The 23,774-nt window shown below is 64.6% G+C and carries 24 protein-coding genes; 11 read left to right on the top strand and 13 right to left on the bottom strand.

Annotated elements, in window-relative coordinates; translation table 11 throughout:
- Positions 1-25 precede the first annotated feature (25 nt).
- Positions 26-856 carry an aldo/keto reductase gene (locus LB553_RS19905; RefSeq protein WP_224516023.1) on the top strand — a complete coding sequence of 277 codons (831 nt, stop codon included), beginning with the start codon at positions 26-28 and terminating at the stop codon, positions 854-856.
- Positions 857-890: 34 nt separating this feature from the next.
- Here the strand turns inward: LB553_RS19905 and LB553_RS19910 are convergent, their stop codons facing one another.
- Entirely contained in the window at positions 891-1,190 is a 300-nt protein-coding gene (locus tag LB553_RS19910; protein ID WP_140753268.1) for a hypothetical protein, read from the bottom strand.
- Between the two features lie 146 nt (positions 1,191-1,336).
- Between LB553_RS19910 and LB553_RS19915 the strand changes: the two genes are divergently transcribed.
- Both LB553_RS19915 and LB553_RS19920 read left to right on the top strand, forming a co-directional pair.
- Positions 1,337-2,236, top strand: coding sequence for a VOC family protein (locus LB553_RS19915; RefSeq protein ID WP_224516024.1), 900 nt, complete (start codon positions 1,337-1,339; stop codon positions 2,234-2,236).
- A gap of 40 nt (positions 2,237-2,276) precedes the next feature.
- The gene (locus LB553_RS19920; RefSeq protein ID WP_224516025.1) at positions 2,277-2,879 is read left to right on the top strand and encodes a sulfotransferase family protein; all 603 of its coding nucleotides are present in this window, start codon (positions 2,277-2,279) and stop codon (positions 2,877-2,879) included.
- 128 nt (positions 2,880-3,007) lie between these two features.
- Here the strand turns inward: LB553_RS19920 and LB553_RS19925 are convergent, their stop codons facing one another.
- Positions 3,008-3,790, bottom strand: a complete 783-nt coding sequence (locus tag LB553_RS19925) for a DUF2270 domain-containing protein (protein WP_224516026.1) — start codon at positions 3,788-3,790, stop codon at positions 3,008-3,010.
- A 120-nt stretch (positions 3,791-3,910) separates the two neighbouring features.
- Complete coding sequence (locus LB553_RS19930; protein ID WP_140652129.1) at positions 3,911-4,117, bottom strand: hypothetical protein; 207 nt, start codon at positions 4,115-4,117, stop codon at positions 3,911-3,913.
- A gap of 352 nt (positions 4,118-4,469) precedes the next feature.
- On the opposite strand from LB553_RS19930, the gene LB553_RS19935 reads away from it, so the two are divergent.
- Positions 4,470-6,764, top strand: coding sequence for a cation:proton antiporter (locus tag LB553_RS19935; RefSeq protein WP_318011514.1), 2,295 nt, complete (start codon positions 4,470-4,472; stop codon positions 6,762-6,764).
- Between the two features lie 53 nt (positions 6,765-6,817).
- On the opposite strand, the gene LB553_RS19940 is transcribed toward LB553_RS19935, so the two are convergent.
- Positions 6,818-8,026 carry an MFS transporter gene (locus LB553_RS19940; protein WP_224516027.1) on the bottom strand — a complete coding sequence of 403 codons (1,209 nt, stop codon included), beginning with the start codon at positions 8,024-8,026 and terminating at the stop codon, positions 6,818-6,820.
- A gap of 263 nt (positions 8,027-8,289) precedes the next feature.
- Here LB553_RS19940 and LB553_RS19945 point away from each other — a divergent pair, with 263 nt between their 5' ends.
- Positions 8,290-8,709, top strand: a complete 420-nt coding sequence (locus LB553_RS19945; protein WP_224516028.1) for a VOC family protein — start codon at positions 8,290-8,292, stop codon at positions 8,707-8,709.
- Between the two features lie 118 nt (positions 8,710-8,827).
- Here LB553_RS19945 and LB553_RS19950 read toward each other — a convergent pair whose 3' ends face one another.
- From LB553_RS19950 to LB553_RS19970, 5 genes are all read right to left on the bottom strand, one after another.
- Positions 8,828-9,721: a carbohydrate ABC transporter permease gene (locus LB553_RS19950; protein WP_224516029.1), complete on the bottom strand. Its 894-nt coding sequence runs from the start codon at positions 9,719-9,721 to the stop codon at positions 8,828-8,830.
- 1 nt (position 9,722) lies between these two features.
- A complete protein-coding gene (locus tag LB553_RS19955; RefSeq protein ID WP_412033363.1) occupies positions 9,723-10,574 on the bottom strand; it encodes a carbohydrate ABC transporter permease in 852 nt (283 codons plus the stop codon).
- A 185-nt stretch (positions 10,575-10,759) separates the two neighbouring features.
- On the bottom strand, positions 10,760-12,085 hold the full coding sequence (locus tag LB553_RS19960; RefSeq protein ID WP_224516031.1) for an ABC transporter substrate-binding protein: 1,326 nt from the start codon (positions 12,083-12,085) through the stop codon (positions 10,760-10,762).
- Positions 12,086-12,122: 37 nt separating this feature from the next.
- A complete protein-coding gene (locus tag LB553_RS19965; protein WP_224516032.1) occupies positions 12,123-13,199 on the bottom strand; it encodes an ABC transporter ATP-binding protein in 1,077 nt (358 codons plus the stop codon).
- 452 nt (positions 13,200-13,651) lie between these two features.
- Positions 13,652-14,251, bottom strand: a complete 600-nt coding sequence (locus LB553_RS19970; RefSeq protein ID WP_224516033.1) for a DUF922 domain-containing Zn-dependent protease — start codon at positions 14,249-14,251, stop codon at positions 13,652-13,654.
- A 117-nt stretch (positions 14,252-14,368) separates the two neighbouring features.
- On the opposite strand from LB553_RS19970, the gene LB553_RS19975 reads away from it, so the two are divergent.
- From LB553_RS19975 to LB553_RS19990, 4 genes are all read left to right on the top strand, one after another.
- Positions 14,369-14,599, top strand: coding sequence for a hypothetical protein (locus LB553_RS19975; RefSeq protein WP_224516034.1), 231 nt, complete (start codon positions 14,369-14,371; stop codon positions 14,597-14,599).
- 84 nt (positions 14,600-14,683) lie between these two features.
- A complete protein-coding gene (locus LB553_RS19980) occupies positions 14,684-15,781 on the top strand; it encodes a flavin-containing monooxygenase (protein WP_224516035.1) in 1,098 nt (365 codons plus the stop codon).
- A 99-nt stretch (positions 15,782-15,880) separates the two neighbouring features.
- Positions 15,881-16,510 (top strand): glutathione S-transferase family protein, encoded by a 630-nt coding sequence (locus LB553_RS19985; RefSeq protein ID WP_224516036.1) that lies wholly within the window; start codon positions 15,881-15,883, stop codon positions 16,508-16,510.
- A gap of 117 nt (positions 16,511-16,627) precedes the next feature.
- Entirely contained in the window at positions 16,628-16,855 is a 228-nt protein-coding gene (locus LB553_RS19990; protein ID WP_224516037.1) for a hypothetical protein, read from the top strand.
- Between the two features lie 42 nt (positions 16,856-16,897).
- Here the strand turns inward: LB553_RS19990 and LB553_RS19995 are convergent, their stop codons facing one another.
- A complete protein-coding gene (locus tag LB553_RS19995) occupies positions 16,898-17,899 on the bottom strand; it encodes an aldo/keto reductase (protein WP_224516038.1) in 1,002 nt (333 codons plus the stop codon).
- Between the two features lie 131 nt (positions 17,900-18,030).
- Between LB553_RS19995 and LB553_RS20000 the strand changes: the two genes are divergently transcribed.
- Together LB553_RS20000 and LB553_RS20005 are read left to right on the top strand one after the other, a co-directional pair.
- Positions 18,031-19,182 carry a hypothetical protein gene (locus LB553_RS20000; RefSeq protein ID WP_224516039.1) on the top strand — a complete coding sequence of 384 codons (1,152 nt, stop codon included), beginning with the start codon at positions 18,031-18,033 and terminating at the stop codon, positions 19,180-19,182.
- On the top strand, positions 19,175-19,927 hold the full coding sequence (locus tag LB553_RS20005) for an ABC transporter ATP-binding protein (protein WP_224516040.1): 753 nt from the start codon (positions 19,175-19,177) through the stop codon (positions 19,925-19,927). Before LB553_RS20000 ends, LB553_RS20005 begins: the two co-directional genes overlap by 8 nt.
- Positions 19,928-19,991: 64 nt before the next feature.
- Here the strand turns inward: LB553_RS20005 and LB553_RS20010 are convergent, their stop codons facing one another.
- The 3 genes from LB553_RS20010 to LB553_RS20020 form a co-directional block, all read right to left on the bottom strand.
- A complete protein-coding gene (locus tag LB553_RS20010) occupies positions 19,992-20,489 on the bottom strand; it encodes a GNAT family N-acetyltransferase (RefSeq protein WP_224516041.1) in 498 nt (165 codons plus the stop codon).
- A gap of 300 nt (positions 20,490-20,789) precedes the next feature.
- The gene (locus LB553_RS20015) at positions 20,790-22,070 is read right to left on the bottom strand and encodes an FAD-dependent oxidoreductase (protein WP_224516042.1); all 1,281 of its coding nucleotides are present in this window, start codon (positions 22,068-22,070) and stop codon (positions 20,790-20,792) included.
- Positions 22,067-23,599 (bottom strand): formyl transferase, encoded by a 1,533-nt coding sequence (locus tag LB553_RS20020; protein ID WP_224516043.1) that lies wholly within the window; start codon positions 23,597-23,599, stop codon positions 22,067-22,069. Before LB553_RS20020 ends, LB553_RS20015 begins: the two co-directional genes overlap by 4 nt.
- Between the last annotated feature and the right edge of the window lie 175 nt (positions 23,600-23,774).

Consider the following 23,774-nt stretch of genomic DNA (forward strand, 5'->3'; position numbering starts at 1 on the left):
CCCTCCCTCCCATAAGGATCCTGCCATGCCTGAACAGCTCAAACTCAACGACGGCTCGACCATCCCGCAGATCGGGCTCGGCGTGTGGCAGGTCGATCCGGAGATCACCGCCAAGGTTGTTCGCTGGGGCATCGAGGCTGGTTATCGCCTCATCGATACCGCCGAGGGTTATCGCAACGAGGAAGGGGTCGGCGAGGCGATCCGTTCGGCCGGCGTGCCGCGATCGGAACTCTTCATCACCTCCAAGCTGCGCAACGGCGCGCATCAGCGCGATGCGGCATTGCGCGCCTTCGACGATACGATGCAAAAGCTCGGCGTCGACCAGATCGACCTTTTCCTCATCCACTGGCCGGTGCCCAGCCAGAACAAATATGTCGAGGCCTGGAAGGCGCTGGTCGAGCTGCAGAAGGCCGGGCGCATCAAGTCGGTCGGTGTCTCGAATTTCAACCAGGACCATCTGGAGCGCATCATCGGCGAGACCGGCGTGACGCCGGTCGTCAACCAGATCGAACTCCACCCGCGCTTCCAGCAGCGCGACAAGCGCGAGTTCCACAAGGAGCACGACATCCATATCGAGAGCTGGAGCCCGCTGGGTAGCGGCCGGCTGCTGGCGGGCCCGACCCTGGAGAAGCTCGCGAGGAAGCACGGCAAGTCTGTAGCGCAGGTGATCATCCGCTGGCATGTGCAGGAAGGGCTGGTCGTCATCCCGAAGTCGATCCATCAGGAACGTATAGCCGGCAATTTCAATGTGTTCGACTTCGAGCTGGATTCGGACGACATGCAGACCATCCGTGGCCTGGATTCCGCCGACGGCCGGACGGGGCCGGATCCGGCAACGGCCGCGTTTTTGTTCTGAGGATTAGTCTCTGCCTTCCCTCGTGGAGGAGCGCTTAAATCCCCTCGCCATCCACCAGCGGCACGTCGTCGCCTTCCCATGGGCTTGGCATAGACCCGCGCCCTGCGGTCGGCAGCGGCATCCAGCATCTGAGCTCCGGTTCTGCATATTCGACGATGCGGCCGGGCGAGGAGTCCGATGCCCGCCAGCCTTCCTCGCCGAACTGGTCGGCGCGCGACCAATAGGCCATGTCGACCTCGGCCGGTCCTTGCTCGGAGGAGCGCACCGTCACCAGGATGCGGCTGCCGTCCCGCGGCGCGCTTGCCATGTTGCGCCACTGTTCGGTCTCGTCCATGCGATCTCCTCCTGCTGAACCAATTCCAGAAAAACTGGCCGTCGCAATAGTCGCCGCCCGCCGGCAAGGGGTCAACCCGAACTTGGAGCGCGACAGGCAATTCATTCACACCTAATATGTCATTGCCCGCAAACGGACAGACGACGATGGATGAAAGATTGCTGTCTCCGGTGACCCGTCTCGGGCCGGTCCATCTCAGGGTGACCGACGTGCCGGCGGCCTTGAATGTCTGGCGCGACGCGCTTGGGTTGGCGCTGCTTGGCGAGGACGCCAACATGGCGGAGCTTGGCGCGGGCGGCCGGACGCTGATCGTGCTCCATGCCGGCGCGGAGGCACCGCTGCCGCAGAAGTCGCGCGATCTCTTCCATGTCGCCATCCATACCACGAGCCGCCGCGATCTCGCGCATACGGCCGCCCGCCTCAAGGCATCCGGCTTACGGTACAGCGCCCAGGATCACCTGATTTCGGAATCACTCTACGTCTCCGATCCCTCCGGTAACGGCATCGAGATCTGCTTCGACACGCCGGAGCGCTTGCTGCGCCGCGAAGTGTCGCCCAACGGCCGCGTGGCGCTGATTGGCACCGACGGCAGTGCGCATTCGGGGATCGAGCCGCTGGACGTGTCGGGCCTGCTGCGCGACCTCGGCAATTCCGGCAATATCGAGCCGAAGATGGCGCAGGATGCCTTTATCGGCCACATCCATTTGCGCGCCCGCGCGCCCGAGATGCTGATGAAATTCTATCTCGGCGTGCTCGGCTTCCGGCCGCATATCCAGTCCCGGACCTTCGGCATGTTCGACTGCGGCACGGAGCGCCGCGCCCATATGGTGGCCTTCAACATCTGGGCGCGCGACGACCTGCGCGAGCCGCCGCGGGGTGCAGCCGGCCTCGACCATTTCACCATCGAGCTTGGCTCGGTGCAGGAGCTCGACGCCGTGGAGCGCAGGCTCAAAGCGGCCGACACACCGATGAAAAGGGACGGTCGCGTTATCTCGACCGCCGATCCGGAAGGCAACCGCCTGCGGCTCGTGGTCCAGGGAGATTGATCGCAACCGCTTGAAGACGGGAAGAAGTGGAGGAGGGGGAATGTCGCTGATGGTGATTGGAACCGGCTTCGGCCGGACCGGCACGGATTCGATGCGCGAGGCGCTGACCATGCTCGGCTTCGGTCCTTGCCACCATATGTCGGAGGTAATGGCGCATGGGGAGCAGAAGCGGCTCTGGCGGGCGCTGGCCAAGGGCGAGGCGCCCGACTGGGCCCAGCTCTTCGCGGGATACAAATCTTGCGTCGACTGGCCCTCGGCGCACTATTGGCGCGAGCTGATCGAAGCCTATCCGCAGGCGCGCGTCATCCTAACTTGGCGTTCGCCCGAAAGCTGGTGGGAGAGTTTCGAAAAAACCATCCTGCCGGCGATCGTCGGCAGCACGGACCAGGAGTCGCTGGGCATCGCGCTCGTCGCCAAGCAGGTCTTCGGCGGCCGCCCGCAGGACCGCGACCATGCGATCGCCGTCTATCAAGACAATGTCGAGGCGGTGCTGAGCACCGTGCCGGCGGAGCGACTGCTAGTGCACAAGCTCGGCGATGGATGGGCGCCGCTCTGCGCCCATCTCGGCGCCCCGGTGCCGGACGAACCCTATCCCAGCCGCAACTCGACCCGGGAGTTTCGGACGGCGCTGTCGCTGCAGTAGGGGAATAGGGCAGTAAGGGAATAGGGCAGTAAGGCAGTAGGGCAGTAGGGCAGTAGGGCAGTAGGGTGAGAGGCGCGACTTCGACGCAGTCTGAGTTACCCTGCTCTACTGCCTTACTGCCCTATTCCTTAGACATGCACGTCGCCGAAGGACAGCTCCCCGTCATCGGCGCGGACCAGGAAAGCGGCTGCGAGCAGCGCGAGATAGCCGGCGGCCACACCGCACACGACGACGACGCCCGGGATAGGCCCGAGCGTCGCCACCCGGAACGTATCGACAAGCGAGGCGCCGAAGCCGATGGGAGAGCCTTCACGCGACAGGCCCGGCGTGGTGATCTTGAGGATCCAGGCAAGCAGCAGGATCGTGTACATGAAAATGTAGTTGCGGCGCAGCCGGCGAATCAGCGCCGCGCGCTGCGTGATCAGGAAACGCGGCGAGCGCAGGCCTTCGCCGAGGATCGCGAGCCAGTTGGAAGCGTAATCCGGTTGCGGCGAAAAGATCTGCGCGAAGTAATAGCGCTCGAACTGCCGCACACGGGCGCGGTAGACGTCGAAAAAACGGTAGCGCCGCGCTTCGATCCACAACAACAGCGTGATCAGGAGCATGGCGAACAAAAGCACGCCGTGATGCGCGCTGGGCGTCGACAGCGACACCGAAAGCATCGCCGCCACCACGGTGATCGCCCAGTTGCTGGTGCGGTCGAGCCGGTCGCGCCAGCCGGCCATGCGCGCGATCTCGGCGCGGTGGAAATGCGACAGCGTGGTGGTGAATTCAGCGGAGCTGAGCTTCAGCGCCAGCGTGTCGGAAGCTCGCGGCGGTGCGGCCTTCTCGGTGGATCTTGCCGGCGCAGCCGCCTCTGTCGACCTCGCCACAGCCGCGTCTGTGGATTTTGCGGCATTCGTCTGGGACATTCTGCCATGCGCCTCCCGCAACCATGGCCGGCCGTCCTCGCCTTAACATTCGACCGGCCACACCCCTGTCTCTCCAACGTGCGGCCGGCCAGAATGTTCCCGCCTTTTCAGGCGGATAGATCAGGATGCAAGTGGGGGAAGACCGCCATTCGCGCGCCGCGGAAAGGGCAGCACATCGGCAATCGGCCGGGCATGCTGGGCCGCCGCCACGGCCTCGATCACAAGGTCGAGCGCCGCGAGCGCGGCGCGGCTCGTTTCATCGTCGCCGCGCAGGTAATGGCACGCCCGGTCGAGGTGCAGGTGGGCGGCGGCAAAGTCGCTTTTCATCAGCTTCTCCTTGTTGCCCCGCCTTGGCGGCCAACATCGTCGAGTCGCTTTACCGAGAAACAAAGATCGGCGGCAGCATTTGATTAGAATTGTAGGAAGCGTTTCCTCGCCCCCGCAAAGCGGGGGAGAGGTGTCCGCGAAGCGGACGGAGAGGGGGCTTCGTAGGGCGGAAGTCCTCCTCTTCGAAGTGCTTTTGCCGGTCGAACCGGCGCTCCCCTCTCCGTCTCGGCTTCGCCGAGCCACCTCTCCCCATTTCATGGGGCGAGGAAATGGCTGCCGCCCCCGTGCAACCGATCCTTGCGCCAGACCGTTATGTGAGGGCGAAGAACGAGGGGTGCATAAATTGTCCAACATGCTCAATCAGCGCCGGTCGCTGTCGGTCTGGATCGCGCTTGGTGCTGTGGGGCTCGCCTTGATGCCCGCCGTCGCCTTCACCGCCGAAAAGACCGGCATGTCCTCGGAGGGCATTTTCCTCGCCGAGCTGATTCTGCTCCTGATCGTGGGCCGCGGCATCGGCGAGGTGCTGGAGGCGCTGGGCCAACCGGCGGTGATGGGGCAGTTGATCGGTGGCATCCTGCTCGGGCCCTCGCTGCTCGGCTGGATCTGGCCGGCGGCCGAGCGGCTGGTCTTTGCCGGCGACGCCACGCAGAAATCGATGATCAACGCCATCGCCCAGCTCGGCGTCTTGATGCTGCTCTTGCTTACCGGCATGGAAACCGATCTCAGGCTCGTGCGCCGTGTCGGCCGCGCCTGTTTTTCCATCTCGGCCGCGGGGGTGGCCGTGCCCTTCGCGCTCGGTTTCATCGCCGCCCAGTTCATGCCCGACACGCTGCTTGCCGCCGGCAGCGAGCGCATCGTCGCCGGGCTGTTCCTCGGCACCGCGCTTTCCATTTCCTCGGTCAAGATCGTCGCCATGGTGGTGCGCGACATGAATTTCATGCGCCGGGATCTCGGTCAGGTCATCGTCTCCTCGGCGATCATCGAGGACACGATCGGCTGGGTGATCATCGCCATCACCATCGGCATCGCCACCCAGGGGCGGATCGAGATCGGCAGCCTGGCCTTCACCATTGCCGGCGTTGCCGCCTTCATGGCGTTTTCCTTCACGCTCGGACGCCGCATCGTCTTCGACGCCATCCGCTGGACCAACGACACCTTCCGCTCCGAATATGCGGTGGTCACCGTCATCCTCGCCATCATGGGCGTAATGGCTTTGATCACCGACCTGATCGGCGTCCACACCGTGCTCGGCGCCTTCGTCGCCGGAATACTGGTGGGTGAGTCGCCGATCCTGTCTCGTCACATCGAAGGACAATTGCGTGGCATCATCACGGCGCTCTTCATGCCGGTGTTCTTCGGCGTCGCCGGCCTGTCGGCCGACCTCACCGTGCTTGCCGATCCTCAGCTCGCGCTGCTCACAGTGGCGCTGGTGGTGATCGCCTCGATCGGCAAGTTCGGCGGCGCCTTCATCGGCGCCGAGGTCGCCGGCATGAGCCGCGCCGAGGGCATTGCGGTGGGCTGCGGCATGAATGCGCGAGGCTCGACGGAGGTGATCGTCGCCTCGATCGGCCTGTCGATGGGCGTGCTCTCGCACAACCTCTTCACCATGATCGTCACTATGGCGGTCATCACCACCTTGGCCATGCCCCCGACATTGCGCTGGGCACTGCGCCGGCTGCCGATCAGCGAGCAGGAAAAGAAACGCCTGGAGCGCGAGGAGATCGACCAACGGGGCTTCGTCGCCAATCTGGAGCGGCTCCTGGTTGTGGTCGACGAAGGCGTCGTTGGCCGCTTCGCCGCCTATCTCGCCGGCGTGATCGGTGCCGGCAAGCCGACGACCGTGCTGCATTCCAGCGGCGAGATCGATGCCGAGCCGACCGAAGGCCTGCATCTGGAGGAAATCGAGAAAGGTGCGGAGGAAAGCCGCGAGGCGGCCAGGAAATCCGACGAGACGCCGGTGCGCGAAGCGCCGGTCACCCGCCGCCAGCATGAGGAGCTTTCGACCGAGGCGGTCGCCAAGGAAGCGCGCAAGGGCTACGGCATGCTGCTCGTCGGCCTCGGCCGCGCGGTCACCTCCAAAGGCGCATTCTCGCAGCGGCTGAACGAGGTCGCAGGCGCCTTCGACGGGCCGCTCTGCCTGGTGTTGAAGCCTGCGACCGCAGGCCGTCAGATGCCGCGGCTCGGCCCGGAAGCCGGCAAGATACTGGTACCGGTCAACGGCACGGCGGTCGCCCGCCGCGGCGCCGAACTGGCGCTGGCAATAGCGGCGGTCACCGGCGCATCTGTCAAGATGCTCTATGTCGCCAGGGTCGGTCGCGACGAGCCGCGCGACACCGTCTCGCACCGCCGCAGGGAAGCCGTGCTGAAGGACATCGTGGCCCTTGCCGACCGCTATGGCGTCGAGACCGAGACGGCGATTCGCAGCAGAGCCGCCGCCGCCGATGCCATCGCTCGCCAGGCCGGCCGCAACGTTGCGTTGATCGTCATGGGCGTGGCGCGGCGCCAGGGCAAGGAACTGATCTTCGGCGAGACGACGACCGGCGTCCTGCGGCGCAGCCCATGCCCGGTGGTGCTGATCTCCGACGAGCGAGTGAAACGCGACGAGAGCGACCGCGAGGCAGTGCGCACGGGCACGGGGACAGGGTGAGGGGATTGGTTTCCTCGCCCGCCTTTAACGGAGCGAGGAACCAGGTTTTCTCCTCAAGCCATCTGCAGCTTCTGCCGGCTGGGCTGCGGCGGGAAAGCGATGGCGATGCCGGCTGCGCCCAGTCCGATCAGCGCCGAGCCGATGAACAGCCAGTGGTAGCTGGCGGTGGCGTCGTAGATCATGCCGCCGGCAAGCGGCCCGAGCGACATGCCGAGGCTGGAGAGCATCGTGGCCGCGCCGAGGATGGTGCCGATGATGCGCAGGCCGAAATATTCGCGCGCCAGCACCGCGTAAAGCGGCATCACGCCGCCATAGGTGGCGCCGAAAATGACGGCCAGAAGGTAGAACTGCTCGAGCTGGCCGACGGTGAGATAAGCGGCGATCACCAGCCCCTGGATGGCGAGCCCGGTGACCAGCACCGGCTTCACGCCAAGCCTGTCGCCGAGCACGCCGTAGAGCACGCGCCCGCCAAGGCCGGCTAGCCCCTCGACGCTGTAGATCGACACGGCTGCCATCGGCGCGACGCCGCAGGACATGGCATAGCTCACCATGTGGAAGATCGGGCCCGAATGCGCCGCGCAGCAGGCAAAGAAGGTGAGGCCGAGCACGATGAATTGCGGCGAGCGCAGCGCTTGGCCGACGCTCATGCCGGGACCGTCGGTGACGGGCGCCGGCGTGCCGCCGCTCGCCGCCACCGCCACCGGCGGCTGGCGCACCAGCAGCACGGCGGGCAGCAGCAGAACCCAGGCCATGACGCCGATATCGAACATGGCGGTGCGCCAGTCATAGGCGGTGATCAGCCAGCGGGCGAAAGGCGAGATCGTCATCGGCGCGACGCCCATGCCGGCCGACACCAATGAGACGGCAAGGCTGCGGTTGGTGTCGAACCAGGCGGTGGTGAGCGCGATCATCGGTGCGAAGAAGGCGCTGGCCGCCAGCCCGACGATGATGCCGTAGCTGAGTTGGAAGACGATGAGCGAGGTGGCCCGGCTCGCCACCACCAGCGACAGGCCAAGCAGCACGGCGCCGGCAAGCACCACGGGCCTGGCGCCGACCCGGTCATAGATGGCGCCCCAGGCGAAGCCGCCGAGGCCCATCACCAGGAAATTCAAGGTCATGGCGCTGGAAATGCCAGTGCGCGACCAATTCGTGTCGAGCGACATCGGCTCCAGGAAGATCGCCAGCGAAAACATGGCGCCGAGCGCCACGCAGGTCATCAGCGCGCCGGCCGCGACGATGACCCAACGATAGGAATGGTTCATGGTTCTGCTCCCATGCCGTAAGGCATCCTGTTTGATGCGGCACGGTTTTTCCAGTCCACCGGGCCGTTTGCGTCCGAAGGACGCCGGGGCGCGAGCCGATCCTACAATCTGGTTGCATTTTTTATCCGGATTTTTTTTGAGGGACCGATTTTGTTGTCCCGGGCGCTGTCCCGCTTGTGGCCGAAGTGTCAGCAGCCGGCAGTACCCGTCATTGACCGCCTACCCGCCCCATCTAGATTTACCCTCTCAACCAGGAGCATCCCATGGAACTCTATCGCGGCCGGCTTATCGATCACCTTCACCTGGTGGTGCGCGACATCGAGGCCAGCCGGCGCTTCTACAGCAGCCTGTTCGAAGTGCTGGGCATCCCGATCGGCGGCGGCGCTGAGGACCATTTCTGGGCCGATGAGCTGTTCGTCTCGAGCCCAGACAGCCGTTCCGCCCAAGGCGTGCTCACCGGCCGTCACCATCTCGCCTTCCAGGCCAAGGACCGCGCCATGGTCGATGCCTTCTACCACGCCGGGCTTGCCGCCGGCGGCAAGGACAATGGCGCGCCGGGCGAGCGCCGTTACCATCCCGGCTACTACGCCTGTTTCCTGCTCGACCCTGACGGCAACAACATCGAGGCGGTGTTCCACGGCGAGGCGAAACGGAGCGCGGATGCGGTGGAAATCAGTTTCTAAAGCACGTCGCGATCTTTCAGATTCATCACACGCTTTAGGTTTTTGATCTTACGCATATCTTTGCCCCGAAACCGCTCTCGCTCTCGATACATGCCTTAGGGAAGGCACTGGTGCGCTTCTATTCCTTCACCGCGCCCGTCATCGATGAAACATAGTGCTCGACGAAGAAGGAATAGAGCACCACCACCGGCAGCGAGCCGATCAGCGCGCCGGCCATGAGCGCGCCCCATTCATAGACATCGGAGCGAACGAGTTCGGTGAGCACGCCGACAGGCACCGTCTTCTTCTCCGAAGATTGGATGAAGGTCAGCGCATAGATGAACTCATTCCAGGACAAGGTGAAGGCGAAGATGCCGGCCGAGATCAGGCCGGGCACCGACAGCGGCAGCACGATCTTGGTGAGGATCTGCCAGCGGCTCGCGCCATCGATGAGCGCGCATTCCTCCAACTCGAAGGGGATCGAGCGGAAGTAGCCCATCAGAAGCCAGGTGCAGAACGGGATGAGGAAGGTCGGATAGGTCAGGATCAGCGCAAACGGCGTGTCGTAAAGACCGAGGTTGAACACCATCACCGACAGCGGAATGAACAGGATAGAGGGCGGCACGAGATAGGCGAGGAAGACGGCGAGGCCAACCTGCCGCGCGCCCGAAAACCTCAGACGCTCGATCGCATAGGCGGCAAGCACGGCAGCCGCCAGCGACAGGAAGGTTGCGGCGGTCGAAATGATGATCGTGTTGAGCAGCCAACCTGGATAGGAAGTCTCGAAGAGCAAATAGCGAATGTGCTCCAGCGTCGGATGCACGACCCAGAACGGATTGTAGTTCACGTAGTCGGTCATCTCGAGATTGGGCTTAACCGCCGTGATCGTCATCCAGTAGAACGGAAACAGGAGGACGACCAGAAACACCAGCAGCGGCAGATAGACCGTCACCACCCGCCGCGGAAGGCTTTGCAGGTAGCCCATGCCGCCTTCGTCGGTCTCCAGGCGCTCGACTTCCTTGATCGCGGCCATGTTAGTCTCCGCCGCCTTGCTGCCATCTGCGCCGTTGCAGCCCGAAATAGCTGAACAGGATCGCAGCCAGCAGGAAAGGAATCATGGCGACCGCGATTGCCGCGCCTTCGCCCAGTTGGCCCCCCGCAATACCGCGCTGGAAGGACAATGTCGCCATCAGATGCGTGGCGTTAACCGGTCCGCCGCGGGTCAGCACATAGATCAGTTGGAAATCGGTGAAGGTGAACAGCACCGAAAACGTCATCGTAATGGCTATGATCGGCGTCAGCAACGGCAGGGTCACATAGCGGAACAGCTGCCAGCGGCTGGCGCCATCGAGCGTAGCGGCCTCGTAGAGCGATTGCGGAATGGTCTGCAGTCCGGCAAGCAGCGTGATGGCGACGAAGGGAATGCCGCGCCACACATTGGCCGCGATGACCGAGGCGCGCGCATTGGTCGGATCACCGAGAAAATTGATGCGGTGGTCGATCAGGCCCATCTGCTGCAACGCCCAGGACAGGATCGAAAACTGCGAGTCGTAGATCCACCAGAAGGCGATGGCCGACAGCACCGTCGGTACGACCCAGGGCAGCAGCACGATGGCGCGGAAGAACGACTTGAAGGGCAGCTTCTCGTTGAGGATGAGAGCCAGCCAGAGGCCGAGCACGAATTTTAGGATCGAAGCGCTGACCGTGTAGAGCAGCGTGTTGAACACCGAGAGCCAGAAGACGCTGTCGCTCCACAGATATTCGTAGTTTTCGACGCCGATAAAGATGCCCGGTCGGCCGATGCGTGTGTCGGTGAAGCCGAGCCAGACGCCGAGCCCGAGCGGATAGGTGAGAAAGACCAGGAGCAGCGCCGCCGCCGGCAGCATGAAGCCGAAGCCGAGAGCGTTCCTGCTCTCGGCGAGCCGCGACAGGATCGACGGGCGCGACTGGACGGCAACAGACGGCACGGTCATGGCGCGGGCTCCTTGTTATGCGGGTGGAACTGTGGCTGACCGCGCTTGGCTCGCGTAAGCCCGCAAAGCGCGGTCATCCTGCTTCAACTATGCCAGGATCAGACGCGGTAGTAGCGGTTGGCGCGTTTTTCGGCCTCTTCCATCGCTTCCTGCGGCGTCGCCTGGCCCGTCACCGCCTTGGCGAACATGTCCACCAGCACGTAATCAGCCATTGTCGCGGCGGATGCGTAGCCGAGTGGCCCGGCATAGCCGTTGGGGCGCAGCGTCGCCGAGGCTTTCGCGTAGGCCGCATTGTTGGGGTCGGCCTTCCAAACCGGGTTGCTGTCGAAGGCTTTCAGCGTCTGGCAGCAATAGCCCGCCGACGAAGTGATCCAGTCGGACATTTGCGGGTCCTCGAACATGAACTGCAGATAGGCTTTGGCGGCATTGGGATAGGGCGTGTAGTTGAAGATGACAGCCGTAGTCACCTGGAAAAGCTCGACCGATTTCCCGACCGGACCGATCGGCATGTTGGTGGTGCGGATGTCCTTGGCGATCTCGGCCAGCTTCGGGTCCTTGTCCTTGTTGACCTTTGCTGTGTTGTAGACAGAGATGCCGTTGGCGATCACGCTCACTTCCCCGGCCAGGAATGCGCGGTTGTTGTTGACGTCGAGCCAGCTTTCGGTGCCGGGGATGAAGGTCTTGTAGAGCTCCTGCGCATACTGGATCGCCTTGAGCGTCTGCGGACTGTTGATCGTCACCTTGCCGGCTTCGTCGACCATCTGGCCGCCGTGGCTCCACAGCAGCCAATGTGCGTAATTGTTGCCGTCGCCAACGCCGTGGCCATGGGTGAAGCCGGCGGGATGGCCTTTCGCCTTCAACGCCTTGCAAAGTTCCAGGAAACCGGCCGTGTCCTTGGGGAATTCGGAGAAGCCTGCCTCCTTGACCCAGCTTTCGCGGTAGACGATGGCGTTGCCGATGGTGGCCAGCGGCAAGCCGATGAACTTGCCCTCGCGCGTCGCATATTGTTTCGGGCCGTCATGCCAGCCGCCATACTTCTTGCCGAGATAATCACCCAGTTCCGTCACATCGAGCAGCTTGTCGGGATACTGGTGCGGGTCGTCGAACCAGACGAACATCAGGTCGGGGCCGGAGCCGACATTGGCGGCGACCGCCGCTTTGGGACGGATGTCTTCCCAGCTTTCCTTGTCGACGCGCACCTCCACGCCCGTCGCCTCGGTGAACCGCTTGGTATTCTTCAGCCACTGATCCTCGTCGCCCTGCACGAAGGGCGACCAGCGCAGCAGCCTGAGCTTGGCACCTTCCTCGGGCTTGTATGTCAGGCCTTCCTGGGCGAAAGCGCTCGAGCCGACGAAGCGGCTGCCCAGGGCTCCGGCCGCCGCGGCTGCGGTCGTGCGGATTACATCGCGTCTGGTGAACTTCATTCTTGTTTCCTCCTGTTGCTCTGTCGTTGCCTGGTTTTCATCGCGCCGTCTCGATTCGCTTGCCGGTTTCGCCGTGGAACAGGTGGATCGGGCCAGGGTCGACCGACAGCCGAATGGTTTCTCCCGGCGCGAAGGAATGGCGCTCGCGGAAATTGGCGACGATGTCCTCCCCGCCGGCCGTCCGGCCGATGATCTGCACTTCCGACCCGGTCGGCTCGATCACCGCCACCTTGACCGGAATGCCGTCGTCGGCCAGCCGCAGATGCTCGGGTCGTACTCCGAGCACCATGGCTTCGCCGTTGCCGATGGAGGGAGGCTTCCGCAAAGGCACGGAAATGCCTCCCGCGCCCCTGAACGACGGTGGGCCATCATTGGCGAATGCGCCCTTGAGCAGGTTCATGGCGGGCGAGCCGATAAAGCTTGCCACGAACAGGTTGTTCGGCCGGTCGTAGAGCTCGAGCGGCGGTCCGATCTGCTCGACGAGGCCGTCATGCATGACCACGATCTTGTCCGCCATGGTCATGGCCTCGATCTGGTCGTGGGTGACATAGACCGTGGTGGTCTTCAGCCGCTGGTGCAGTTCCTTGATTTCGGCCCGCATCTGGACCCTCAGCTTGGCGTCGAGATTGCTGAGCGGCTCGTCGAACAGGAACACCTGCGGATTGCGCACGATTGCCCGGCCCATCGCGACGCGCTGGCGCTGGCCGCCCGAAAGCTGGCGGGGATAGCGCGACAGAAGCGGCACCAGCCCGAGGATTTCGGCCGCCTGCTTCACCCCGGCATCGCTTTCAGCCTTCGGGACACCCTTGAGCATGAGCGAGAACGCCATGTTCTCGGCAACCGTCATATGCGGGTAGAGCGCGTAGTTCTGGAAAACCATGGCGACGTCGCGCTCCTTCGGCGCAACGTCATTGACGATACGGCTGCCGATCGAGATGTGTCCCCGCGAGATTTTTTCCAGGCCTGCAATCATTCTGAGAAGCGTCGATTTTCCGCAGCCAGAGGGTCCCACCAGCGTGACGAACTCACCGTCGTCTATGTCGATGCTGACGCCATGCAGGATCTGGGCGGCCCCGAACGATTTGTAGACATCGCCAATCGCGACAGACGCCATCGAACTCCTCCCGATGGTCCCTGCGAATCTCGCGGGGAGCCGTTCCAATCAAGGTGTGGCTGAAACGGATGCCGGCAAGCACCCACCACTGGCGTCGGCGACATTGCCCCAGCTCCCCCCGGGTCACGCGACTGTGAAACGGTAGCGCTACCACATCCGCCTGTAAAGCGGCGGCGCGCCTTGCTTACTTTCGTGGTTGAAGACAGTTGAGCGAAGGCTGCGCTGAAGCGAAGTGGATCCAGCCAGTTGCCGAAGGACCGCCGACCCATCTTTCAAATGACTGCCGGTGAATATTAGAACTCGTTAATGTAATAGATTTCAGCGTGTCCGGGAAAAGCCGACTCCCGCCGATTTACATCGCCGACGGGATTTGGCCGCTATCCGTCCAGGACGCGCATTACTTCCGCCATAGCGCAAGAGCAGGGCGGTCGCTGCCGCTCATGCCTTCGTTCTCAGCCTCCGCCCAGAAACGCCGCGATCAGCTTCAGCATGTTGCCGTCCTGTCCGAATTCCACCTTGTCGAAGTCGCGACTGCCCTGGCGCTGCGCCTTGGAGAGCTGGTCGAGATGGGCCGTCAGCTCCGCCCGGATCTTCTTGCAGCCGGGATCGTTCTCGGCCGTGAGGCCGGTGCTGAAGGCGACGATCTTGTCCACCATGTCGACGATGCCGGCGCCGTGCACCTTCTCATGCGCGATCAGCCCGGCGGCGAATGTGTCCCAGCGCGCCTGCAATGCTGAGCCAAGTTTTCCCGCCGGCTTGGGCACCGTGTAGGTGATGATCAGCTTCGGCCGCGCCGTCTTCAGCACACAGGCATCGCCTTGGGGCTGGTAGTCGCGCTGCCAGGTCAGCTTGAAAAAAGTGTGCGCGATGACCCGCCGGGCGTTGCCGGCCGAATCCGTGCCGACCTTCGGTCCATTCTCGCCGATCGAGAGGTAGAGCTGCTCAGCGCTTTCGCCTGAGACGGCATAAGTCTCGATCTTCTCGATGGGCTTCCAATCGGCAAGTGCCGGCGTGGACAGGAGCAGGGCGGCAAAGAGAAGGGCTGGCTTCATAGGCGAGCCATAGCATTGGGCCTCCTTTGGAAGAAGCCGGCCCGCGGATTTTCGGAACCCGCCCCACCGGTCGATCGTTTCCTTGGGCAATCGTCTCGACCCATGGGGGAGGACAAGATGACCCGCAATGAGATCATTTCCGTGCTTGGACCGGTCGACGAGGCCGTCATCGCCGATATCGCGCTCACCGGCGCCAGCCTCGAGGAATTGCGCGAGGCCTTCGCCTGGATCGGCGCCGACGAGGCGCTCGTCAATGAAGGCCACGCCATGCCCGGCGCCCGCGTGGCGAAACTGATCGAAATCCTAGAACCTCCCGAGGACGAGCCCGAGGCGCCGGCCGTGGAGTAGAGCGCCACCTCTAGGTGCTTCTCCCTACTTGTCGCCGCACACCTCCCGTCTTAGCTTTTGCCGCTTGGGCGGGAGGAGAGGCCTTTGGATACCAATGTCGTCATCGTCGGCGCCGGCCCTGCCGGGCTCGCCGTTGCCGCCTGCCTCAAAAAGGCTGGGCAGGATTTCATCATTCTTGAAAGGGCCGATGAGGTTGCGCCGTCCTGGCGCCGGCATTACCGGCGGCTGCACCTGCACACGGTGAAATCCCTCTCGTCGCTGCCCTTCGTGCGGTTTCCGAGGAGCTATCCGCGTTATGTGCCACGCGAGAAGGTCGTGGCCTATCTCGAGGCTTATGCCGAGCGTTTCGGACTCAGGACGCGCTTCGGCGTCACGGTTAAATCGGTCCGCCGCGAAGGCGAGAGCCTGCTGGTCCAGACCGATGCCGGGCTCTTCAATGCCCGCAAAATTGTCGTCGCCACCGGCAACAACGCCCAACCGGTCATGCCGAGCTTCTCCGGAGTCGAAGCTTTCGGGGGCAAGGTGCTGCACAGCGCCGCCTACACAGAGGCAGCACCCTATGTCGGCAAAAACGTGCTGGTCGTCGGCATGGGCAACACGGGCGCGGAGATCGCGCTCGATCTTGCCGAGAGCGGCGCCCACCCGACCATCTCGGTGCGCAAGGGCGTCCACATCGTGCCGCGCCAGCTGTTCGGCCTGCCGATCCAGATGGTGGGCATCGCCAGCCGGCCGATGCCGCGGGCGCTGAACGACTGGATGTTTCCCAAGATCCTCGATCTGGCGCTGGGGCGGCTGGAGCGATACGGGATCGTCCGGCCGAAGCAGGGCATCCTGCAAGGGATCGATGCCGGCCGCATCCCGGTGATCGATGTCGGCACGGTGGCGGCGATCAAGCAGGGTCGGATCAGCATTGCGCCGGACGTTGCGGGCTTCACCCGGGACGGCGTGAAATTCGCCGACGGGGTGGAGAAGAAGTTCGACGCGGCGATTTTCGCAACCGGCTACCGTCCGGGCTACGACGCCTTCCTGCCGGCTGAGCTCAGGCCGGACAAGAGCGGCGTGAACGCCCGCGCGACGCAGCTCGGCATCTATCTTCTCGGCTTCTACAATCCGGTCACCGGCCTGCTGCGCGAGATCGGCATAGAGGCGCAGGCGGTGGCGAAGGATATTGCAAGGCGGTGAGGCATCAACGCCGCTGATATCCCTCTTGGCAGCAGTGCCTGAATCGGGTGGTGCTCCTTCGTTCTCTATGCGAAGCAGTCCCACCAATGGAGGACCGCCATGCTCACGCTCTATGACTATCTCCCTTCGCAAAATGCCTGGAAAATTCGCGTCCTGCTCGGCCTGCTGGGCATCGCCTACGAAACCAGTATCGTCTCGATCTTCGAGGGCGAGAGCCACACGGAGGCCTTCCTGAAGCTCAACCCGGCGGGCGCGGTGCCCGTGCTCGGACTGGAAAACGGCGAGGCGATCGCCGAGTCGAACGCGATCCTGACCTATCTAGCCGAGGGCACGCCCTACCTTCCGTCGGACCGCTTTGCCCGCGCCAAGGTGATGCAGTGGCTGTTCTTCGAGCAGTACCATGTCGAGCCCGTCATCGGCTCGTTGCGCTACTGGACGCTGACCGGCCGCCTGGAGTGCAACAAGGCGCTGGCTCCCGGCAAGCGCGAGGCGGGCGTGCGCGCGCTGGGTGCGCTGGAGCGTAGCCTGGCCGACACGCAATTCCTGGTCGGCAATGCGCTCAGCATCGCCGACATCGCCGTCTACGCCTACAGCCACCGCGCCGAAGACTGCGGTTTCTCGCTCGCCGACTATCCCGCGGTCGATGCCTGGATGGGGCGCGTCAGCGAGGCGATCGGACCGGATTATCCGGTGCATCCTTACAGCATCGATCCGCATTCGCGCGCCTGAGCCGCCGGAACACAGCGGCGGACAGGGCGTTCTCCAAAAGGCACCGTGTCGGGCCTCGCCCAATCGGCGCCCGCTTGTTTCGCGTTGCGTTCCAACCCAGAGCCATGGAGATCCGCAATGGTTCGCACCATCCCCGTCGCAATCCTCGCCACCGGCATCATGAGCCTGCCTGTCATGGCAGCCGAGCAATACTGGGTCGCCAGGGACGCCGTGTCGAAGCAATGCGAGATCGTGCCCAAGAAGCCCGACGGCACGCTTGTCGTCGATCTCGGCAAGAAGAAATATGCCAGCGAGGGCGAAGCGAGGAAGGCAATGGAGGCGATGGCGGACTGCAAGAAGAAGTAGGGCCGTTGCCCAATACCGAGGAGAGATTAGCCCAGCCAGCTTTTACCGGTCCACCAACGACATCGTCCGTTCATTGTATCGCGGTCCCGACACCTTATCGGGCGTCAGCGCCATGTCGAGCCCCAGCATCTCGGTGGCGTCGAGCGTGATGTCGGCTGCCGCGACATTCTCCTCCAGATAGGTTCGGCGTTTGGTGCCGGGGATCGGCACGATGTCGATGCCGAAATCCGGGCCCTTGGCGAGCAGCCAGGCGATCGCGATCTGGCCGGGCTTGACGCCTTTGGCGTCGGCGATGTCGCGCACCGTGGCCGCTGCCGCTACATTCAGGTCGAAATTCTCGCCCTGGTAGCGCGGATCGCCGCGCCGAAAGTCGCCCTCCGGATAGTCTTCCGCGCGCTTGACGTCGCCGGCGAGGAAGCCGCGGCCGAGCGGCGCGAACGGCACCAGGCCGATGCCGAGCTCCTTCAGCGCCGGGATGATCTCGGGCTCGAGGTTGCGCTCCCAAAGCGAATATTCGCTCTGCAGCGCCGAGACGGGATGCACGGCATGCGCGCGGCGGATGTTGGCAATGCCCGCTTCCGACAGGCCGAAGAAGCGCACCTTGCCTTCGGCCACCAGTTCGCCGACCGCGCCCGCGACATCCTCCATCGGCACGGCGGGGTCGACGCGGTGCTGGTAAAGGAGGTCGATGCGGTCCGTGGCGAGCCGCGAGAGCGAAGCGTCGACCACCTCGCGTATATGCTCGGGCCGGCTGTCGAGGCCGGCCTGTTTGCCGTCGACGATGCGGAAGCCGAATTTCGTCGCGATCGTCACCTGATCTCGCCGCCCTTTCAGCGCGCGTCCAAGCAGCTCCTCATTGACGAAGGGGCCGTAGATCTCGGCCGTGTCCAGAAAAGTGCAGCCGAGCTCGATCGCCCGGTGGATCGTCGCGATCGACTCCGCCTCGTCGGCCTGACCATAGGCCTGGCTCATGCCCATGCAGCCGAGGCCGATGGCAGAGACTTCGAGCCCTTGGCTGCCGAGTTTCTGTCTGCCGAGACTCATGCGTCTTGCTCCGCCGAATTTTCGATCCGGCTAAATTATAGGGCCGGGCGTGAATGCGTCCAGCGCTGGCCCTATTGACGGCGCAATCGTCGCCATTCTTGCCGGCGGCGATTCCACTGTGGTGACGGCCAATGCGGCACGACAGGCTTGTCCTGATATTGCTCTGGCGCGAGCTGGTCGCCGGTCTGCGCGCAACGCGGCGCCGCGATCGCGCCTGGATTGCGCTCGGCGGCGGTGGACTTCTGGCCTATGCGGTTGCGGATATCGTCGTCGCCCTGCATGCCGCGGGTCCGAAACTGCGGCACGACCAGCTTCTTTGGATGCTTGGACTGCCAGTCGCTTTCGCCGCGCTGGGATGCCTGGCGGGCAATGCAATGTCGCGGCTTTGCCTTTCTCGCGCCTTTGCCCCCTTCCTCAAGGCGCTGCCGCTCGCTTCGGCGGAGCGCCGTCGCATGGCGGCGGTAGGAGCCTTCGCGCTCGGCCTTCCACTCACGCTGATGATCGCCACGGAGGTTGGCTTCGCCTGCGCCGTCATCGGAAAGCCGTTGGCGCCGGCCTGGGGCTTGGGCGCGGCCATCCTGTTTGCCTTGAGCTTCGGCATGGCAGCCTTTTGGCGCCTGCGGCGGCGGCCGCGCCTTGCCGTCGCTGCGGCGAGCGAGGCGGCGCCGGTCGGAAGGCCCTGGCTGCGCCGCCTCGACCAGGCGCGTCCAAGCTGGCTTTCCAGCTGGGCCTGGAAACTGCCGGCCGGCAATATACGGCCGTCTTGGAAGCTGGCGGCCGCCAGCCTGCTGCTCGGGCTTGCGGCCATTCTTGGCGCATGGGCCAGCCTGGCCGGCCGAACGGCTGGGCCGGCGGCTGTCGCAGGCCTGGCGGGCGGCATTTTTGTTTTCATGCTCAGCCTGCGATGCCAGCCGCTCGGCTCGCCGGTGCTGCGCACGGCGCCCATCGGCTTTACCCGCGTATGGCTGCGCCTGGTGCGATTGCCGCTGCAATTGTCGCTCGTCTTCTTCCTGCTGCCGGCCGGCGCGGCGCTCGCGGCCGAGCCATCGGCCTGGTCGGTGCCGGTCGCGAGCGGCCTTTGGCTGCTGGTGCTGAACGGCGCCTATGCGGTGTTCGGCGCCTATTTCCTCAACGCGCCCTTCGTCGCAATGCTGAGTTTCGCCGGCGCGCTCGCCTATGCCGGCTACGAGACGCTCGAATATGGCCGTACCGTGCTGATCGGCCTGGCGGCGCTGGTGTTTTTCTTGTGGCACCGAACCCGACAGAGGTATCGCAATGGCTGAAGTCCTCACCGTTGAAGAGCTCAGCGCCGGCTATCGCGGGCGCATTGTCGTTCGCGATATCGATCTTTCGCTTCATCGCGGCGATATAGTCGGCCTGCTCGGTGCCAATGGCTCGGGCAAGTCGACGCTCATCAGGGCGATTACCGGCCAGATCCCGTTGATCGGCGGCAGCGTGGCGATCGACAGCATCGACCTCGCCGCCGCGCCGGAACGCGCCAAAGCCGGCTTCGGCCTCGCCATCGAGCCGCACGAACTGCCGGCGCCGCTTTCGGGACGCCAGTACATCGAGCTCGTCGCCTCGATCCGTGGCTGCGCGCCAAACGACCTGACAAGCGGCGACCTGCCGAGCGGCGACCTCCTGGAGCGGCTCCAGCTAGGGCGCTGGATCGACCGCCCGATCGCCGAATATTCGCTCGGCACGCGAGCCAAGATCGCGATCGTCGCAGCGCTTCTCGGCCGGCCGCCGCTTCTGATCTTCGACGAGACGCTGAACGGCCTCGACCCGGTCGCCGCCTGGGAGGTGAAACGCGTGATCACCGCGCTCTGCGCGAGCGGGCGGCATGCCGCCCTCGTCTCGACCCATGTGGTGGAGGCCGTGCCGGCGCTCTGCAACCGCGCGGTGCTGATCGCCGACGGCAGCCTGAGCCGAAGCTGGGATGCGGCTCAGCTGGCCGAAGCGGGCAGGGTGCCTGGGCTGTTTGAGGAAAGCGTCATGCAGGCGTTGCGCATGCGAGCCGCTGCCTGATCTAGAGCAATTCCAGGAAAAGTGTGAGCGGTTTTCCGCCTGGAATTGCGGCAAAAACAAAGCTCTAAGCCATCGGCAGCATGCGGCGCATGATCAGCGAGGCGTGACCGCCGACGCCGTGGGCCGCTTCCCGGCGTTCGATCACCTCGAAGCCGTGCTTGCGGTAGAAGGCGATCGCGCGGTCGTTGCCTTCTATCACCTCCAGCGCGATGCTGGGGATACCAGCATGGGCGGCAAGCACCGCATGCAGAAGGTCGACCGCAAGACCGCTGCCGAACGCCTGCGGCTCGATGTGGAGCCGCTGCAGCATCACATCGCCTTTTGCGTCCATTGCCGCCATGGCATAGCCGGCAATCGAGCCGTCGGCGCGCTCGGCGACGAAGGACATCTTGTCCTCGTCGTCGAGCTCGGCCGCGAGCCTTTCCGGCGCGTGCCTTTCATCGGAGAGCCTGGCCACGGTCTCGTCGCCCATGATCGGCGCATAGGTCCGCCGCCAGGATTGGCCGAGCAGCCGCGAGACATCGGCAAGGTCGTTCCTCGTCATCGCCCGGATGCGGGTCATGGTCGCCATCCTTGTGCAATCCCAAGATAGGGCGAAGCGCAGGATGGCGCCAACCGTGCGCGGGAAGGCGCCGATCCGTCGGCGCGCGTGCCGGGCGTTCAAGCGGATATCACGGGCGGCTGAAACGATCGGAAGATTGCTTGCCGTTTGACGATAGCCCGCTGCCGAAACGATAGAGGCGGCAGCGGGCCGTTCGTGCGACGGGAGTGCTGTCCCGCCGAGCAGGAGACACTGCTCACGTGAAAATTAAGCCAGCTTCGCCATGAAGCGCGACTTACGGATTCGTAAGCTCGCTCAATATTATGTTCCCAAGCGCGGCCCGGCGGGCAATTCCTGACCTGCCTCGTCGGAGCGGTCGAAAGCAACCCCTGTTACGCCAAGCCTGGCGTCGCTCGGTTTTCCCGCTTCCCGAAACCGGCGGGCGAAGATCATCAGGTGCCGCGCAGTGTTGTTGCGCAGGCGGCGCAGGCGCCATTCCAGCCCGGTCTCGGTGGTGATCCGCCTGGCATAGATGCTGGCCCGCATGGCTCTTTCGTCGGCAGCGATCTTGACCGGATCGTCGTAGAAGGCGCAGATCTTGTCGGCCGCCATGCCGGGCGTTTCGAGCCAGGCGGGGATATGCGTCGAGCTGAGGCAATCGACATCGGTAAGCACGCGGTGGATGCCGTCGCCTTGCGCTGGACAGGTCGTGGCGAACGCATCGCCGATGAAGACGACGCCGTCGCGGCGGTGCCCCCGCGTCGTCGTCAGGCTGACCTGCCTCACTTCCACCTCACTGGCGACGGCGAAGTTGCCACATCGCGCGGCTATCTCCGGCATCAGTTCCAGCAGCATCTTTTGCGGGTTTTCGCGGAACGCCCGCACCCACGGATCGGCGACGGTCCGGTAGACGAACATGTTGGCCCGCATCCGCTCGCCGATCCTGAAGATGGTAAGGAAGGCAATGCGGTCGGCGATCTGCCTCCCGTAGAAGGTGAGGGACTGCAGGCCGAATTCCTGTGGCGAGATCGCCAGGTCGAACCCCATCGTCAGCGAATGCGCCTTCGATTCCTCGATGCGCTCGGCGCCGATGGCGCGCCGCACCGCCTCGCTGTAACCGGTGGCTACCACCAAGAGCCGGGCTTCGATCACTGAGCCGTCGGTGAGCACCAGGCGCTGCCGGTCCGGTCCCGTCGAGACTTCGGCGACCTTGCCTACCGTCAGCGGCACTTCCGGCGGCAGCGCGGCGCGCAGGCCGTTGACCAGCGGCGTGTAGGAAAAGGCGTATTCCCAGGCCTGCTTGCGCTCGAACAACTGGCCGAAGCGGAAAATATGGAGATCCGTCATCGGCGTGACGAGCGACCTGAAAACCGGGCCGAGCCCGAGCTTCTCGAACAATCCCATCTGCTCCGCGCGGGTTTTCTCGGCCCGGAATTCGTCATGGTGGATGCGATGCGGATCGACCAATGCGACCTTGCGGCCCGCTCTGGCGAGCGACAGAGCCAGCACGGTTCCGGCGAGTCCCGCGCCGACGATCGCCACTTCGACCTCGGTCCGAACGGCGGTCACGGCAGGCGTTTCGCGATCTTCTGCGATGCTCATGTCTTTTCTCCACCGGCCGTAGGCATGGGGTCCTGTATCTGTGTGCGTTTCCAGCGCGGCGCCATTGCCGAACCGTCGATGAATTCCAGTCCGCCCGCCTCGTTAAGCGTGTGCAACTTGCGGCCGGCCCAGCCGGCACTGGGGTTGAGGATCGTTTCGACGACCTGCTCGAAGCCGCTCTCGTCGAGCTGCGTGACGCGCGCGATGCCGAGCGCGGCGCCATAGCTCCTGCGGCAGTCCTGCACCGGGCGCAGGAGCTGGCCGTTGCGTCCGACCATGCGGCCCGCCGGTCGCGCCGAGGCGATGTCGATCAGCAACGGGTTCTTCGGATGCGGTGTCCACGGCCCGCGGAAATCCGGCGCCGACCACAGATGCAGCTGGTCCGAGAAGGCGCCGCCGCCGTCGCGCACGGTGGCGAACATCCACCAGCGCCCGCTATGCTCGGTGAGCGTGGCGTCGCTGGCGATGATGTCCGACAGCAGCGTCGCTTCCTTGACCCAACCGCCCGGGAAAGCGGTGGCGCGGTAGAGGTCGACGGTCCGGTTGGCCGAACTCTCCGGCACCATCCAGATCTCGCCGTCGCGCTCGAACACGAAGGGGTAGGAGAGGTGGTAAGGCAGCTCCAGCACCGGCTTCGGAGTGCCGACTGGTCCGGACGGACCAAAGGCCACCGCCGACAGGATCGCCTTGCCGGTGCGGTGGATGTAGTCCTCGACGAACAATGTCACCTGGCCGCGGTAAAGCACGGGGAACGGGTCGGCGTAGAAGCGGCTGCCGTCGTCGGGCAAGTCGCGCCAGCCCGATTGCGGATGGGCGCGCAGCTCGTAGAGGTCCCGGCCTCCAGTCTTGCGCCAGCCGACCCGCCAGTGCGGGGCGTTGTAGCAAAGATGATAGATCTGCTGCACGATCCGGCGCGCTGTTGCCTTGGCCGCACGCACCCCGATCTTCGTGGCCGACGGCAAGGCCGGCGCCGGCGCCTCCGACAACGGTTCGGGCAGCACCGGAAGCGGGGAGCGCGCCGCGCCGTTGACCGCCGCGACGATCAGGCTGGCCGTGCGCGCCAGCATGTCCTGGAAGGAAGCCAGCGCTATGCCGTGATATTCGGTGCCGAGCCGTCCTTCGGAAACTGTCGCGCCGTTCTGTTCCAGACGGACGCGCGGCGTGCGGCCGGCAAGGATCAGCGCCAGCAGGGCCTCCTCGCCGCAGACGCCGTCATAGGCCAGGCGCCAGACCCGTCGGCCCTGCGGCTCGACGTCGCCGACGAGATCGATCGTGAGATCGGCCGGCCCGGATGGTCTCGCATGGCTGGCCAGTGTCGAAAGTGGCACACGCTTTGCCGTCCCATCGGCGGGCAGCCGGTGGATAAGCGTCTCAAGCTGGAACAGTGCTTCGGCACTGCGCGGCACACCGCCGGGCGCCGGACGGGAGTCCACGGCAAGCTCCACGCCGGGCAGCCGCGACAGACGTTCAGCTAGCGCCACATGAAAAGCGCGCACGCGATCGCCGTTGAGGCGCAGGGTCAGGCGCATGGCCGACACCGGAGCGACTCACGTCCGGGGCTGGCGAGCCGGTCCGCCAGGTCAAGGTCCCGCCGCATGCGCACGATGTCTCCTGATTTGGTTGCACTTAACTTGCACTCTGTCGGTGCAAACTTCGTGCCGCGGCCGCATCAATTTAAGAACATAATTAACAGTGTTTTAATCG

Origin of the sequence: Mesorhizobium sp. CA8, from assembly GCF_020164955.1 — a bacterium.
In the GTDB taxonomy this organism is placed as follows: Bacteria; Pseudomonadota; Alphaproteobacteria; order Rhizobiales; family Rhizobiaceae; genus Mesorhizobium.

Bases quoted from the DNA above. Each gene is read 5' to 3' on its own strand.
- LB553_RS19905 (WP_224516023.1), top strand. From the start codon at position 26: ATGCCTGAACAGCTCAAACTCAACGACGGCTCGACCATCCCGCAGATC.
- LB553_RS19910 (WP_140753268.1), bottom strand. From the start codon at position 1,190: ATGGACGAGACCGAACAGTGGCGCAACATGGCAAGCGCGCCGCGGGAC.
- LB553_RS19915 (WP_224516024.1), top strand. From the start codon at position 1,337: ATGGATGAAAGATTGCTGTCTCCGGTGACCCGTCTCGGGCCGGTCCAT.
- LB553_RS19920 (WP_224516025.1), top strand. From the start codon at position 2,277: ATGTCGCTGATGGTGATTGGAACCGGCTTCGGCCGGACCGGCACGGAT.
- LB553_RS19925 (WP_224516026.1), bottom strand. From the start codon at position 3,790: ATGTCCCAGACGAATGCCGCAAAATCCACAGACGCGGCTGTGGCGAGG.
- LB553_RS19930 (WP_140652129.1), bottom strand. From the start codon at position 4,117: ATGAAAAGCGACTTTGCCGCCGCCCACCTGCACCTCGACCGGGCGTGC.
- LB553_RS19935 (WP_318011514.1), top strand. From the start codon at position 4,470: ATGCTCAATCAGCGCCGGTCGCTGTCGGTCTGGATCGCGCTTGGTGCT.
- LB553_RS19940 (WP_224516027.1), bottom strand. From the start codon at position 8,026: ATGAACCATTCCTATCGTTGGGTCATCGTCGCGGCCGGCGCGCTGATG.
- LB553_RS19945 (WP_224516028.1), top strand. From the start codon at position 8,290: ATGGAACTCTATCGCGGCCGGCTTATCGATCACCTTCACCTGGTGGTG.
- LB553_RS19950 (WP_224516029.1), bottom strand. From the start codon at position 9,721: ATGGCCGCGATCAAGGAAGTCGAGCGCCTGGAGACCGACGAAGGCGGC.
- LB553_RS19955 (WP_412033363.1), bottom strand. From the start codon at position 10,574: ATGCTGCCGGCGGCGGCGCTGCTCCTGGTCTTTCTCACCTATCCGCTC.
- LB553_RS19960 (WP_224516031.1), bottom strand. From the start codon at position 12,085: ATGAAGTTCACCAGACGCGATGTAATCCGCACGACCGCAGCCGCGGCG.
- LB553_RS19965 (WP_224516032.1), bottom strand. From the start codon at position 13,199: ATGGCGTCTGTCGCGATTGGCGATGTCTACAAATCGTTCGGGGCCGCC.
- LB553_RS19970 (WP_224516033.1), bottom strand. From the start codon at position 14,251: ATGAAGCCAGCCCTTCTCTTTGCCGCCCTGCTCCTGTCCACGCCGGCA.
- LB553_RS19975 (WP_224516034.1), top strand. From the start codon at position 14,369: ATGACCCGCAATGAGATCATTTCCGTGCTTGGACCGGTCGACGAGGCC.
- LB553_RS19985 (WP_224516036.1), top strand. From the start codon at position 15,881: ATGCTCACGCTCTATGACTATCTCCCTTCGCAAAATGCCTGGAAAATT.
- LB553_RS19990 (WP_224516037.1), top strand. From the start codon at position 16,628: ATGGTTCGCACCATCCCCGTCGCAATCCTCGCCACCGGCATCATGAGC.
- LB553_RS19995 (WP_224516038.1), bottom strand. From the start codon at position 17,899: ATGAGTCTCGGCAGACAGAAACTCGGCAGCCAAGGGCTCGAAGTCTCT.
- LB553_RS20000 (WP_224516039.1), top strand. From the start codon at position 18,031: ATGCGGCACGACAGGCTTGTCCTGATATTGCTCTGGCGCGAGCTGGTC.
- LB553_RS20005 (WP_224516040.1), top strand. From the start codon at position 19,175: ATGGCTGAAGTCCTCACCGTTGAAGAGCTCAGCGCCGGCTATCGCGGG.
- LB553_RS20010 (WP_224516041.1), bottom strand. From the start codon at position 20,489: ATGACCCGCATCCGGGCGATGACGAGGAACGACCTTGCCGATGTCTCG.
- LB553_RS20015 (WP_224516042.1), bottom strand. From the start codon at position 22,070: ATGAGCATCGCAGAAGATCGCGAAACGCCTGCCGTGACCGCCGTTCGG.
- LB553_RS20020 (WP_224516043.1), bottom strand. From the start codon at position 23,599: ATGCGCCTGACCCTGCGCCTCAACGGCGATCGCGTGCGCGCTTTTCAT.